Source organism: Bradyrhizobium barranii subsp. barranii (assembly GCF_017565645.3).
GTDB lineage: Bacteria > Pseudomonadota > Alphaproteobacteria > Rhizobiales > Xanthobacteraceae > Bradyrhizobium > Bradyrhizobium barranii.
Genome location: NZ_CP086136.1, coordinates 5,523,215 through 5,537,121, shown reverse-complemented (window position 1 = coordinate 5,537,121; position 13,907 = coordinate 5,523,215). Strand labels below are relative to the sequence as shown.

At 59.8% G+C, this 13,907-nt stretch carries 10 protein-coding genes and 2 pseudogenes; 7 read left to right on the top strand and 5 right to left on the bottom strand.

Features of this window, described 5'->3' with window-relative positions:
• Positions 1–866 precede the first annotated feature (866 nt).
• Positions 867–1,958: pseudogene (locus tag J4G43_RS26615) on the bottom strand (IS1380-like element ISBdi2 family transposase); the annotation flags it as partial.
• Positions 1,959–2,040: 82 nt separating this feature from the next.
• Here J4G43_RS26615 and J4G43_RS26610 point away from each other — a divergent pair.
• A protein-coding gene (locus J4G43_RS26610) for an IS3-like element ISRj2 family transposase (protein ID WP_129557670.1) occupies positions 2,041–3,170 on the top strand; the annotation gives its coding sequence in 2 pieces (ribosomal slippage) (positions 2,041–2,293 and positions 2,293–3,170; 1,131 coding nt in all).
• Positions 3,171–3,738: 568 nt separating this feature from the next.
• Here J4G43_RS26610 and J4G43_RS26605 read toward each other — a convergent pair.
• Complete coding sequence (locus tag J4G43_RS26605; protein WP_208086797.1) at positions 3,739–4,824, bottom strand: ATP-binding protein; 1,086 nt, start codon at positions 4,822–4,824, stop codon at positions 3,739–3,741.
• Between the two features lie 274 nt (positions 4,825–5,098).
• Here J4G43_RS26605 and J4G43_RS26600 point away from each other — a divergent pair.
• Positions 5,099–6,228, top strand: a protein-coding gene (locus tag J4G43_RS26600; RefSeq protein ID WP_208089419.1) for an IS3-like element ISRj2 family transposase whose coding sequence is annotated in 2 segments (ribosomal slippage) — positions 5,099–5,351 and positions 5,351–6,228 — 1,131 coding nt in all. Because the reading frame shifts where the segments join, the coding sequence is not laid out codon by codon here.
• Between the two features lie 272 nt (positions 6,229–6,500).
• On the top strand, positions 6,501–6,704 hold the full coding sequence (locus tag J4G43_RS26595) for a cold-shock protein (protein WP_104466254.1): 204 nt from the start codon (positions 6,501–6,503) through the stop codon (positions 6,702–6,704).
• Between the two features lie 476 nt (positions 6,705–7,180).
• Here J4G43_RS26595 and J4G43_RS26590 read toward each other — a convergent pair whose 3' ends face one another.
• The gene (locus J4G43_RS26590; RefSeq protein ID WP_028154648.1) at positions 7,181–7,465 is read right to left on the bottom strand and encodes a DUF3892 domain-containing protein; all 285 of its coding nucleotides are present in this window, start codon (positions 7,463–7,465) and stop codon (positions 7,181–7,183) included.
• Between the two features lie 636 nt (positions 7,466–8,101).
• On the opposite strand from J4G43_RS26590, the gene J4G43_RS55655 reads away from it, so the two are divergent.
• A complete protein-coding gene (locus J4G43_RS55655; RefSeq protein WP_321576270.1) occupies positions 8,102–8,461 on the top strand; it encodes a DUF2188 domain-containing protein in 360 nt (119 codons plus the stop codon).
• Positions 8,462–8,478: 17 nt separating this feature from the next.
• Positions 8,479–8,721, top strand: coding sequence for a hypothetical protein (locus J4G43_RS26580; protein ID WP_208086795.1), 243 nt, complete (start codon positions 8,479–8,481; stop codon positions 8,719–8,721).
• A 459-nt stretch (positions 8,722–9,180) separates the two neighbouring features.
• On the opposite strand, the gene J4G43_RS26575 is transcribed toward J4G43_RS26580, so the two are convergent.
• Positions 9,181–10,310, bottom strand: a protein-coding gene (locus J4G43_RS26575) for an IS3-like element ISRj2 family transposase (protein ID WP_129557670.1) whose coding sequence is annotated in 2 segments (ribosomal slippage) — positions 9,181–10,058 and positions 10,058–10,310 — 1,131 coding nt in all. Because the reading frame shifts where the segments join, the coding sequence is not laid out codon by codon here.
• Between the two features lie 611 nt (positions 10,311–10,921).
• Here J4G43_RS26575 and J4G43_RS26570 point away from each other — a divergent pair.
• The gene (locus J4G43_RS26570) at positions 10,922–11,263 is read left to right on the top strand and encodes a hypothetical protein (RefSeq protein ID WP_208086794.1); all 342 of its coding nucleotides are present in this window, start codon (positions 10,922–10,924) and stop codon (positions 11,261–11,263) included.
• 488 nt (positions 11,264–11,751) lie between these two features.
• On the opposite strand, the pseudogene J4G43_RS26565 reads toward J4G43_RS26570, so the two are convergent.
• Positions 11,752–11,988, bottom strand: a pseudogene (locus J4G43_RS26565) (4-hydroxylaminobenzoate lyase); the annotation flags it as partial.
• Positions 11,989–12,448: 460 nt separating this feature from the next.
• Between J4G43_RS26565 and J4G43_RS26560 the strand changes: the two are divergent.
• Positions 12,449–13,792: an IS1380-like element ISBdi2 family transposase gene (locus J4G43_RS26560; RefSeq protein WP_208084195.1), complete on the top strand. Its 1,344-nt coding sequence runs from the start codon at positions 12,449–12,451 to the stop codon at positions 13,790–13,792.
• Positions 13,793–13,907 lie beyond the last annotated feature (115 nt).

Sequence of the window (13,907 nt, the reverse complement as noted above, 5' to 3'; positions counted from 1 at the left end):
TTGTAGTCGCACACTACCGCAGTGACCGGCATGATTGAGGACCGTCGCGGCGGAGGCCGCAGGCGCAATTTCGGAGGGGGATCTGCCTGCGGCCTAACGGGGTGAACTGATGGGCGAAAGCTTTAGGGTTGGTTTCGCGATAGCCATCACGGCAGCCGTAGTCGCAGGGGCGTTTTTTGCTATCCGTTTTTTGATTGGCTTTTACGGATAGGATCTCGCCGCCCTACTTCCACCCGAACCTGTCGCAAATCGATGCGATGATTTTGTCGATCGCTATCGCGATGTTCTCATCAGCATATTTTCTGGCCAGGGCGGCAAGTGCGACTATCTGAATCAGAAAAATGCAGCAGCGCCTCCTCGGCCGGAGACAATTCTGCGCGCTGGAGGTTTTCGCCCAACGCCCACAACTGCGCGTCAAGCCTGCCGCCATCACAACCGAATGATGTAGTTCGGTATAGCCAGCTCCCTAACGTTGCACGAATCTGCCATGCTGATGGTGAGCGTTCAATTCCGGGCGCTTGCAATCCGAAAGACTGCAACATGGCTAGGGTAAATCCTTTTCATTCAAAGAAGCCGAACGCCAAGAATGTTTATCACGACAACGATAGGTGCACCGAGGGTAACAACATCGAGAAGCAATATCTCGCTTCCGGCACTGGCGGCCGTCCCAAGTGTGAGCATTGCCAACGATTGAGCTAGCCCGTCCTATTCGTGAGAGTGCGGCTTTTTGGCCCGATTGATGCGGCCGCACATCTTGTCTGACGAGGCGCACAGGATTGCCTTCGGCTTTTCACCGCCTGACGACCCGTACTTTGCAACGCGCTTGAGGTATAGGTTGGGCGAACGGGGGGCGGACGCCCCGCCGGTCAAGGACCGAGCGGCAGCAACGCGCCTGGCAAGCCGCGGATCAGGTCGGCTTCGGGACATGCCGCGGCAAACGCAAGGCGAATGCGGCTCGTGGTCTCGACCACACGGGCAGCGATTTTCAAGAGACGAAGACGCAGCGTCGCGAACTCGGCAGCGGCCAATTCCCGGGCTTTGGGAATGGCGTCGCGCACGGTCAGCATCAGCCAATAAGCGGCCGTATGGAGCACGAGACGGACCTGGTTGGCGAGCGCCGAACGGCAGCTGGTGCGGTCGGAGGCGAGCTGTGTCTTATGCAGCTTGATCAGATTCTCGGCTTGGCCGCGCGCGCAATACAGGCTGTCGTAGATCCACTCGGCCGAGCCGACATCGAGGCTGGTGACGACGAAGCGGATGTCGAGGCCGAGCATCGTCGCCTCAATACGGGCGACAGTGCGCCGTTCGCGATCCCAGGACTTTGCCTTGTGGCGCGTCTCGGTATAGCCACGCAGAACCGGCAGGTTCTCGATGGCGCGTCGCGTGCGGATGTCGTCGGCGACCTCGTCGACTTTTCTGGCGAGAGGCTTGGTGCCGGACAGACCGAAGATGTAGTCGATGCCGTTGGTCTCGCACCACGCCATGGCCTCCGGCCGGGCATAGTGCCCGTCGCCACGGAACGTAATTTGCGTGTTGTGCCATCGCGTCCGGATATGCCGTACCAGGCGGCGCAGATGGGCACGCACCTCGACGCCGCCCGGCGTCTTGCCGGGCCGCAGCACGACGGCCACGGGCCGGCTCTTCTCCGTGTCGTAGACGTGGATCGGCAGAAAGCAGCGTTCATCATAATGAGCGTTGAACAGCGAGAGCTGCTGATGGCCGTGGACGACATCGCAGGTATCATCGATGTCGAGCGTGACGGATGCCGGCTCGCGCGGGTAGCTATCCATCCATGCGTCGACCAAAATGTAGGTCAGCCGGATCACGTCGCGCAGGCGCGGCGCATTCTCCAGGCGTGACAGCGTCGGTTGGGAACACAAATCCCGGCCCGTGTCCGGTAGGCGACCGCAGGCCAGCTTGAATGCGGGATCGGACCGCAGATGATCGAGGTCAGAGCTGGCCCCGCAAATTCGGACAGTAGCTTGAGTGGATTTTCTGCCTGACAGCGGCGAGGATTCTTGCTGCGAATCAGGAGCGAAGATGACGAAGAAGAGCCGCCGGACGCATTCTCCGGCATTCAAGGCGAAGGTTGCTTTGGCTGCGGTCAAAGGCGACAAGACACTGGCGGAGCTGGCGCAACTGTTTGATGTTCATCCGAACCAGATCACGATCTGGAAAAACCAGCTCCTGGAAGGCGCCGCCGGCGTGTTTGGGCATGACAAGACATCGGCCGAGACGCCGGTCGATTTGAAGGCGTTACATGCCAAGATCGGCGAGCTGGCGTTGGAAAACGATTTTTTGTCCGGCGCGCTCACCAAGGCGGGCCTGCTGAGCGCAAAGCGATGATCGACCGCGATCATGATCTTTCTATCGTGCGCCAGGCGAAGGTCCTGAAGCTGGCTCGCAGCACGGTCTACTATGAACCTCGGCCAGTTTCGGCCGAGGACCTTGCCTTGATGCGTCGGCTCGATGAGCTGCATCTCGATTATCCCTTCGCGGGAGCGCGTATGCTGCGATCGTTGCTGCGGCGGGAGGGCGTATACGCCGGTCGCCGCCACATCGCGACGCTGATGAAGCGCATGGGGATCGAGGCGGTCTATCGTCGCCCGAACACGAGCAAGCCGGCTCCGGGTCACAAGATCTACCCGTACCTGTTGCGCGGATTGAAGATCGAGCGGCCCGACCATGCGTGGGCAATGGACATCACCTACATTCCGATGCGGCGTGGCTTCGTCTATCTCGCGGCGGTCGTCGATGTGTTCAGCCGACGGGTCCTGGCCCATCGCGTCTCGATCACAATGGAGGCGGCCTTCTGCGTCGAAGCGGTCCAGGAGGCGTTGGCGAAGCACGGCAGGCCCGAGATTTTCAACACGGATCAGGGCAGCCAGTTCACCAGCCTCGAGTTCACCGATGTGCTGCTGGACGCGAAGATCGCCATCAGCATGGACGGCAAGGGCGCCTGGCGCGACAACGTGTTTGTCGAGCGGCTCTGGCGCACGGTCAAATACGAAGAAGTATATCTCCGCGCCTACGACAGCGTGTCCGAGGCGCGAGCGTCAATTGCCAAGTATCTGGCCTTCTACAATCAGGGACGCCCTCACTCGAGCCTTGACGGGCGCACGCCCGACGAGGCTTACTTCGGCACGCAAGCTATGGTGATGGCCGCATGACCGTCGCCGACGGTTTTGTCGTCGCTCTGGTCGGGCTACGCCCTCCCGACGCAACGACAAAACCGTAAAGCCCCGCGTTCAGCATAACCCGGCAGGAATCCACTTAAATCCAGCGGGGCGCTGTCCAAACAACCGGGGCCAGCTCTAATGACAGCGTGGGCAGCAGTCGATCAGAACTTCGCCCGTTGATGGATCGCAATCTAACGGAAGGAGTTGCCATGCCAGACGGTGGAAGGGTTCATCTCCATCACTAACGAGCGATCCAGGGGCGAGCCGACGTACGTTGATGCTTAGCCAGTCCGACGGGACTTGCCGCTGGTAGATATGAAATCCGCATCCCGCTGGTTCGATGCTGCGTGCTTTCATTTCTGTAGAGTCGAACCCGCCAAGTTCGGAAAGATGATCTATCGCAGGTGAGTTGCTAAACAACGATGCCAAGCTGGAATGCCTTAGCCCGAGCCGCAGAAGCTCGTCGGTGCTGGCCAATGCGACAGGGGCCAAGCGGATTGCGATCGATTGAATTGACTCGTCGGCCTTCGGGACGATCGATTTTAGAAGCTGTCGTGGCTCAGGCATGGATCCGGCCCCCTACCTTAGACTGCTTCGAATTTCCTTTCGGCTTTGGCTTTTCTTCGGGATCTTCTTCTTCGTCTGGTGTGAGAGGGATCGCCGGAATCGATTTACGATCGTCTGCAAGGAAGGGGTTGACACCCTTCATGCGCACGTCGTGGCGGTAGAGGAAATCGAAGCCGCCAGCGAAGTCTGACAGTTCCAACGTCGTGGGCACAGCGCCCGCGGCGCGTCTAAAGGCCGCGCAAGTGGCAGCCTCACACAAGTTGGCTACCCCACCGGGCCCCCCTCTGCTTGAGTAATATATGTCGGAAGCGCGGCGAATATTGACGGTGCCATCGTCGTTCACAATGCAAGTCTTCGCAAAAGGCAATTTTTCGAAGAACATTCTCAAGAATGTACGAAAAATCGATATGTCGATTTCGGTCTTGAATGAAAAGGGGTCCAGGTACGCGATGCCTCCATGACGTTCGCGAGCCGCCTCGACTGTTTTGAACAGACGATCCAGTTTTGGAGAACCGATCAAAGCCGACCTGCAGGCGCGCGCGTTTTGCAGCGGCAGCAACCATTCACCTAAGGCGTTCACAGAGTAGGTTCCGTCGCCCCTAAATGCCTGCTGGGCCTCATCGACGAAGAGCATATCGGGACGGTGAAGAAGAAGATTATCAATGAGGCGCGACGTCGCATCCGGCTGACTGAGGCGCGAGTTAGCTTTGATATCTCGGAATAGCCGCAGTAGCATTATGGTAGCGGGGAGCGGTGAGCTCCCATTGGTCAAGTCGAGATAAACGATCCGCAACCCATTTCCTTCTACAAACTGACAAACTGGTCCGCGGATTGGGCGCGTTCCAGTAAGTTGCTTGATGAATCGGTGTGCAAGTTCGGTTTTGCCGCAACGCGAATGTCCGTAGATGTAACCAGTTGTTGCCTCATTTACTCGGAATCCTACGTGGTAGGTGCGTTCAAGAACTTCCCAGCCTTCCAAAATGCCGTCGTGGCGGATAAAGATTGAACCGATCGTATCCAGTTTCCTTCGTAGTTCGGGATGAAGGTAAGGACTTTCAAAAATTGATGAGTTCGACATGACTTAGCTCCGGATCAGCTTCCAACGATTGGGAGGACCGTTCGTCCTCCCATTGTCCTGTTGTTGGTAGCGAGATTGTCACGGGCTGGTGGTCGTTTGATTGCCGTCGTCGCGTTCCTGAAGGATATCGATGGGATCAACGGTCCACCGGCCGACTCGTTCGTCCACCTTCGTGGCGATCTCCTCAGAGCTGGCCCCGCAAATTCGGACAGTAGCTTGAGTGGATTTTCTGCCTGACAGCGGCGAGGATTCTTGCTGCGAATCAGGAGCGAAGATGACGAAGAAGAGCCGCCGGACGCATTCTCCGGCATTCAAGGCGAAGGTTGCTTTGGCTGCGGTCAAAGGCGACAAGACACTGGCGGAGCTGGCGCAGCTGTTTGATGTTCATCCGAACCAGATCACGATCTGGAAAAACCAGCTCCTGGAAGGCACCGCCGGCGTGTTTGGGCATGACAAGACATCGGCCGAGACGCCGGTCGATTTGAAGGCGTTACATGCCAAGATCGGCGAGCTGGCGTTGGAAAACGATTTTTTGTCCGGCGCGCTCACCAAGGCGGGCCTGCTGAGCGCAAAGCGATGATCGACCGCGATCATGATCTTTCTATCGTGCGCCAGGCGAAGGTCCTGAAGCTGGCTCGCAGCACGGTCTACTATGAACCTCGGCCAGTTTCGGCCGAGGACCTTGCCTTGATGCGTCGGCTCGATGAGCTGCATCTCGATTATCCCTTCGCGGGAGCGCGTATGCTGCGATCGTTGCTGCGGCGGGAGGGCGTATACGCCGGTCGCCGCCACATCGCGACGCTGATGAAGCGCATGCGGATCGAGGCGGTCTATCGTCGCCCGAACACGAGCAAGCCGGCTCCGGGTCACAAGATCTACCCGTACCTGTTGCGCGGATTGAAGATCGAGCGGCCCGACCATGCGTGGGCAATGGACATCACCTACATTCCGATGCGGCGTGGCTTCGTCTATCTCGCGGCGGTCGTCGATGTGTTCAGCCGACGGGTCCTGGCCCATCGCGTCTCGATCACAATGGAGGCGGCCTTCTGCGTCGAAGCGGTCCAGGAGGCGTTGGCGAAGCACGGCAGGCCCGAGATTTTCAACACGGATCAGGGCAGCCAGTTCACCAGCCTCGAGTTCACCGATGTGCTGCTGGACGCGAAGATCGCCATCAGCATGGACGGCAAGGGCGCCTGGCGCGACAACGTGTTTGTCGAGCGGCTCTGGCGCACGGTCAAATACGAAGAAGTATATCTCCGCGCCTACGACAGCGTGTCCGAGGCGCGAGCGTCAATTGCCAAGTATCTGGCCTTCTACAATCAGGGACGCCCTCACTCGAGCCTTGACGGGCGCACGCCCGACGAGGCTTACTTCGGCACGCAAGCTATGGTGATGGCCGCATGACCGTCGCCGACGGTTTTGTCGTCGCTCTGGTCGGGCTACGCCCTCCCGACGCAACGACAAAACCGTAAAGCCCCGCGTTCAGCATAACCCGGCAGGAATCCACTTAAATCCAGCGGGGCGCTGTCCAAACAACCGGGGCCAGCTCTTTATCACCGGCACAATTGAAACGGCCTAATCATCGGGAGTGTGACTCCTAAGCGAGGGGTTACCGCCAGCCATTCTTTTGTCGGAGTCGCGCACTACTTTTCATTTTTGAAAAATGGAGAAGTAAGGTGGCAATTGGGACAGTGAAGTGGTTCAACCCAACAAAGGGGTATGGGTTCATTCAACCGGATTCCGGCGGAAATGACGTCTTTGTCCACATCTCCGCGGTTGAGAAGGCTGGTTTTACTTCGCTCGCAGAGGGCGCAAAAGTCAGCTTCGACATCGTGAAAAATCGCGGAAAAGACTCGGCGGAAAATCTACGAATCGAGTGATGCGCACAGCGTGTTGTTCAACAGAAAGGCCGCAGTGGTACGCCGCTGCAGGCGGCCGAGGAGATCGATCGGAATTGGCCGATGGATAAGGCGCTATCGTTCGCGTGGGCGTTCGGGCTTGCAGCCTTGGTACTGTTCGTCGCGCTGTACCTGCCCTGGTAGTAAGTTGCCGATTGCGACTCGCACCTACGCTGCCTGCAATCCGAGACTGATTGCCAAATCACTGGCTACGACCAGTCCTGGTAGTTGTGCCAGGGCTTTTTGCGGTGGATGTATCCTACCGTCAGCCTCTTCGCCGCGAGGCTGGCGGTGGAGTCAGCGACGCCTGGTAGGGACAGCGCTCGGCCTCCGAACTGGGCGCCGAGCCACGTGGCCGCTAGCTTCACCGGCGGCGCGGGTGTGGCAGGGACAGCGTCGTTTCGCATTTCCCGACGCCGAGTCGCGCCCGCGCTGCCACGATCTGGGATCGATAAGCATCACGGACACTCAGGGAGGGAAAGGAGATTGTCCGGTTGAATTCCGTCCACTGTTGTCTTGATGTACTTGTTTCGGCCGTCTGTGGCGACGATGACTTCGACGGTGACGCCTGATTCTTCGACATAGTACTCCCACTCGCGGCTTTCGAGGTCTCGGATAGTCTTCTTAACGGATAGCTTCCATCGCGTTCCGTCTGAATTTACCCCGCCGACATTTTTGATTCTCTCGTGTGCGTTTCGCCTGTCAGTCTTGTTTATGCAACGGATGCGCACGCGTTTGGGCATGCGGGTGTCTCCCATCTGGGCAAGCTGTCGGACCAGATTAACGAGTGCCTGACGGACGTGGGGCCGACCGATTCTGGTAGGTGCCTCGCGGGGGTTCCAGCGATACAACGCGAGGGCCCCCCGCGGGTTGATGCCCCCCCCCTCGGGAGCAAACGTGGTCAGCCTTGCAGTTCAAGGCGGCAAGGCTGGCCACCGAAGTTAGCGGCGCGTGATAGGGACAGCGCTTTATCTCCAAACAAGGCGCCGAGTCACGTTGCCGCTAACTTCAACCGTGGGGTCCAAATGGACGGAGATCGTCAACGGGACAAGCCTTCGCCCGCAGAGCTGAGACGTTCGGAGCAGACACTACGCGCCGACCAGATCGCGCCTCGGGGCCTCACTAAGGCCGACGCGGCCGCCTATTGTGGCTGCTCCAAGGACGCGTTCAATACGTGGATTAAGAAGGGCTTGGTGCCGGAGGCTATCCCCGGCACTCAGCGTTGGGATCGCAAGGCAATCGACTGGTATCTTGACCGGGCTTCTGGTCTGCCTACCGGGGCGAGCGCATCGAGCGATCCGGATGCAGCACTGGCAGACTGGCGGGCTTCCAGACGTGCGGACCGGTGAGACACCCAGGCAACGAGATTGTCGACTTGAATGTCGTCCATCCCGCGCGTTAGCGACGCTGCGAGGCGGCCACCAACTCCGGTAGTTGAGACGACCGCGTCAGGTTTGCAAAGATCATCCGGACCATCGATCATAGAGGCGATGCCGGAGAGAGGCTTTATGGCTGGCGTTCAATACTTTGTCACGCGCTACAAGGGCCAATGGGCGGTTTCACTCAAGGATGTGTACTCAGGCCCCTATGCCACTGAGCAAGAGGCCATCGGTGTCGCAGTGGAAAGCGCCCACGAGCAGGGGCAGGCAGGAAACGACGCGCAGGTTCTGGTCCAAGGCCACGACAATAGATTCAGAAGCGAGTGGGTGTATGGGTGCGACCCGTACCCACCAGGTTAAACCGCGCGGGCCACCAGATGCACATATTCGAGCGGGACATCACCTCACTGCGGTCGCAAGCGCTTGCGGTGCTTGCAGCCAATCAGGCCCGCGCGGCCGATCAGTCTTTGAGCCAAGCAGATCGCCAAGTCGCGACGTTTAATGCCGAGGAGGCTCGGGCAGTGCTGGGCATACTCGACAGCTTGAAACCCAACATCGGGCCGGAAGAGGCACGGAAGATCACTGCGCGCATACGAACTCTTCTAGAGTGGGACGTGTGAGTGCCAACCGGTTCGGGTGGGATGCCTGTGAGACTTTCGCCAGCGCGGCGCGCCCGCAGGTCCGGTCTCCAGGGGTGATAGTTTTCACAGCCGCCTGTTTCGAATGCAAATGCGGCGTGCGCAGTAGCATTGAAATCGTCGCGGCGAGTTCAGCCGCGTACGGGTGAGGGCGACGCACTACAGATTAGCAGTACAAAGGAGACACCCTCTGCGCGCCACCAGAGTAGGTAGGAGCCCGATCCACTGTTGATGCTGTACAATCAGGGGAGCAACTCGCCAAAGGACATGAATTTAGCGCGGGAAGCCGGGCGAGAGAGCTGGCCCCGGTTGTTTGGACAGCGCCCCGCTGGATTTAAGTGGATTCCTGCCGGGTTATGCTGAACGCGGGGCTTTACGGTTTTGTCGTTGCGTCGGGAGGGCGTAGCCCGACCAGAGCGACGACAAAACCGTCGGCGACGGTCATGCGGCCATCACCATAGCTTGCGTGCCGAAGTAAGCCTCGTCGGGCGTGCGCCCGTCAAGGCTCGAGTGAGGGCGTCCCTGATTGTAGAAGGCCAGATACTTGGCAATTGACGCTCGCGCCTCGGACACGCTGTCGTAGGCGCGGAGATATACTTCTTCGTATTTGACCGTGCGCCAGAGCCGCTCGACAAACACGTTGTCGCGCCAGGCGCCCTTGCCGTCCATGCTGATGGCGATCTTCGCGTCCAGCAGCACATCGGTGAACTCGAGGCTGGTGAACTGGCTGCCCTGATCCGTGTTGAAAATCTCGGGCCTGCCGTGCTTCGCCAACGCCTCCTGGACCGCTTCGACGCAGAAGGCCGCCTCCATTGTGATCGAGACGCGATGGGCCAGGACCCGTCGGCTGAACACATCGACGACCGCCGCGAGATAGACGAAGCCACGCCGCATCGGAATGTAGGTGATGTCCATTGCCCACGCATGGTCGGGCCGCTCGATCTTCAATCCGCGCAACAGGTACGGGTAGATCTTGTGACCCGGAGCCGGCTTGCTCGTGTTCGGGCGACGATAGACCGCCTCGATCCCCATGCGCTTCATCAGCGTCGCGATGTGGCGGCGACCGGCGTATACGCCCTCCCGCCGCAGCAACGATCGCAGCATACGCGCTCCCGCGAAGGGATAATCGAGATGCAGCTCATCGAGCCGACGCATCAAGGCAAGGTCCTCGGCCGAAACTGGCCGAGGTTCATAGTAGACCGTGCTGCGAGCCAGCTTCAGGACCTTCGCCTGGCGCACGATAGAAAGATCATGATCGCGGTCGATCATCGCTTTGCGCTCAGCAGGCCCGCCTTGGTGAGCGCGCCGGACAAAAAATCGTTTTCCAACGCCAGCTCGCCGATCTTGGCATGTAACGCCTTCAAATCGACCGGCGTCTCGGCCGATGTCTTGTCATGCCCAAACACGCCGGCGGCGCCTTCCAGGAGCTGGTTTTTCCAGATCGTGATCTGGTTCGGATGAACATCAAACAGTTGCGCCAGCTCCGCCAGTGTCTTGTCGCCTTTGACCGCAGCCAAAGCAACCTTCGCCTTGAATGCCGGAGAATGCGTCCGGCGGCTCTTCTTCGTCATCTTCGCTCCTGATTCGCAGCAAGAATCCTCGCCGCTGTCAGGCAGAAAATCCACTCAAGCTACTGTCCGAATTTGCGGGGCCAGCTCTATTCGCGTCTCACGTGGACCAACATAGATCGTGTGAGCGCGTGCGGTGTTTGCCAATTCGACATGCGGGAACACTCGCCCGGGTACCTCTCGGGACAAAGACTGGAGGCGGCGCGCAAGTTGCATGCCTTTTTGCTTGGTAGTGCACTGACATTACCGAAGCCCTTCGATGGAGCCGACGACATTACGTCGTGCCGCGCCATGGAATGGCTCGCGCACTTCGTCGACCTCTCGATCGGAAAGTGCCTCCAACCAAGCTGCCAGAATGCAGCCATGGGGATAGCGTCTTTGCATCAATGGCCACGTTCGTTCGACGATACTCTGATCCAGATTTTCAAAACTTCAGCCTCTCTTGTCACTCCAAATGAGAGGCGTCAGCGCCGTTTCGTCGCTCAGGTTATCGATGCTATCGAACGAGCGGGCACTACGCTTTTGCATGATGTCCTCTTGGCGCGCGCAATCGAAGTGTTGGGAGCGACAGCGCCTTCGGACGCAAGTTTCGATGAGCAACGGAGGAAAGACCGATGATCATCACGATGACCGAACACCGCGTGAAACGGATGGCAAAGCGGCTGCAGAGAGTCCTCGATTGCCTCGGGATTGACCTCAAATACAGTGCGTGCCTCGAGCTCGCCGCGAGGCTTTGTGGGTTCGACAGCAGGTGGCACTACGTCCACCGCGATCTCGACGCGCGGTTGACCCCTTTCGACGAATTTCTGTCTGACAACGACTTCGCAATTCGCGACGAGTTCCAGATGAAGACGCTGGAGGCGGCAGGCCTTGGTGTGGTCGCCCGCGAGCTCCTGGACCGCGTCAACCCGACGGGCTCCTGGGCCAGGCATACGCTCCCGCCCGCCGAATTGTGAGCGGTCAGGAGGCGGCCACAACGTGTCATATAGCGTGCGGTCCTGATCTAGAGAAAGTCGTTCACGTGCTCCGCTGCGCTAGGCACCGTAGTTCCAGACCCGCCTCCGCAGACCTGTTCGTACACCACCGCATGTCTTTCGAGCAGGTGAGCTATCAATTTTCCTCCAACACACGTGAATTCTGCGATAATTTGATGAGCGAACCCCGGCCCACTGCCAATTTCTGCTGAACACCTGCAGGAATCTTCTAAATTTCATGCATCTTTTGCTTAGCGAAATCAGCAGCTTAAAATCTCGGCGCATGCAGGAATGTGGTGAGCGCTACACTTGGCCCATGGTCGCCGAAATCCCTCCCCACCGTTCATGGTGAGCCGCCTTGCTGGCTGGCCGTGGCGTCGCGGCGCATCGCCGCGCGCGGGCTCAGCTGTGCATTCTTCTGAACGGGTGACGCTCGCGCACGGCGTCACCCGAGACCGTCCGGCCGGCGATTAGGACGGCGCCGCGAAGTCGTAGGAGATGCGTCCGGCGGGCAGATAGAACAGCGCGATGACGGCGCCGCCGCGGACCTCAGGATGGTGCCGGCTGCCAGGGTCGGGCGCGGTCCAGCCGGGCCCTTGCCAGCCCTGCAGCCCCTTGAGCTCGGCGCCCTTGTCCAGCGGCACGACCAGGTTCAGTTCCCCATATGGGTGACCGTGATATTGCCCGCGGAGCACGTCGTGGTCGTCCTAGCCCGTCTTATTCGCGAGAGGGCGCCTGAGAGGCTGGCGAGCGTGGTGTAAAGCGCTGATGCGGCGTAGGATTCGGTTGCGAAGCCACCCCATCACCTTCAACCGCGAACGCCACGCCCGCCATGACCGATGATACGATTTCAGACCACTATCGAGAAGCAAGAATTCAACACAAATAAAACCTCTGCCTCGCGCTCGATCTCTTCATGCTTGATAGTCTCGTTTCGGAGGCTGATCACCTACCGCGTCTAATAGGCCGCTCGCGCCGGTTTCTTTGGACGCGGCACGACCGCGACTCCACGTTTCGGCACAGAAATGATCGGGAGTCACTCAATCTTTCTTCAACTTAACCCGTCTTATTCGTAAGAGTGCGCCTGAGGGGTAAAGCGCTGATGCGGCGTAGGATTCGGTTGCGAAGCCAACCCCATCACCTCCAACCGCGAACGCCACGCCCGCCATGACCGACGATACGATTCCGCCCTTCTCGTTTCCAGCCGTTCACGCCAAGAAAGTCACAGCTGCCTTCGATGGTGGGCGCCTAACCTCGAACGGGGGCGTGATGCTTCTGGCGATGGCCGAGCGGCGTCTCGGTTTGGCCAACAATCTGGCCCGGGTGTTCCCGGATCGGCGCGATCCGACGCGGGTCGTGCACAGCCTGGTCGATATGCTCCGCGCTCGCATGTTCGCGATCTGCTGCGGCTACGAGGACGCCGACGACCTCGATCATCTGAGGTCCGATCCGGCATTCAAACTGGCCTGCGGACGGCTGCCGGACACGGGCCGGGATTTGTGTTCCCAGCCGACGCTGTCGCGGCTGGAGAATGCTCCGCGCCTGCGCGACGTGATCCGGCTGACCTACATTTTGGTCGACGCATGGATGGATAGCTACCCCCACGAGCCGGCATCCGTCACGCTCGACATCGATGATACCTGCGACGTCGTCCACGGCCATCAGCAGCTCTCGCTGTTCAACGCTCATTATGACGAACGCTGCTTCCTGCCGATCCACGTCTACGACACGGAGAAGAGCCGGCCCGTGGCCGTCGTGCTGCGGCCCGGCAAGACGCCGGGCGGCGTCGAGGTGCGTGCCCATCTGCGCCGCCTGGTACGGCATATCCGGACGCGATGGCACAACACGCAAATTACGTTCCGTGGCGACGGGCACTATGCCCGGCCGGAGGCCATGGCGTGGTGCGAGACCAACGGCATCGACTACATCTTCGGTCTGTCCGGCACCAAGCCTCTCGCCAGAAAAGTCGACGAGGTCGCCGACGACATCCGCACGCGACGCGCCATCGAGAACCTGCCGGTTCTGCGTGGCTATACCGAGACGCGCCACAAGGCAAAGTCCTGGGATCGCGAACGGCGCACTGTCGCCCGTATTGAGGCGACGATGCTCGGCCTCGACATCCGCTTCGTCGTCACCAGCCTCGATGTCGGCTCGGCCGAGTGGATCTACGACAGCCTGTATTGCGCGCGCGGCCAAGCCGAGAATCTGATCAAGCTGCATAAGACGCAGCTCGCCTCCGATCGCACCAGCTGCCGTTCGGCGCTCGCCAACCAGGTCCGTCTCGTGCTCCATACGGCCGCTTATTGGCTGATGCTGACCGTGCGCGACGCCATTCCCAAAGCCCGGGAATTGGCCGCTGCCGAGTTCGCGACGCTGCGTCTTCGGCTCTTGAAAATCGCCGCCCGTGTCGTCGAGACCACGAGCCGCATTCGCCTTGCGTTTGCCGCGGCATGTCCCGAAGCCGACCTGATCTGCGGCTTGCCCGGCGCGCTGCTGCCGCTCGGTCCTTGACCGGCGGGGCGTCCGCCCCCGTTCGCCCAACCCATCCCTCAAGCGCGTTGCAAAGTACCGGTCGTCAGGCGGCGAAAAGCCGAAGGCAATCCTGTGCGCCTCGTCAGACAAGATG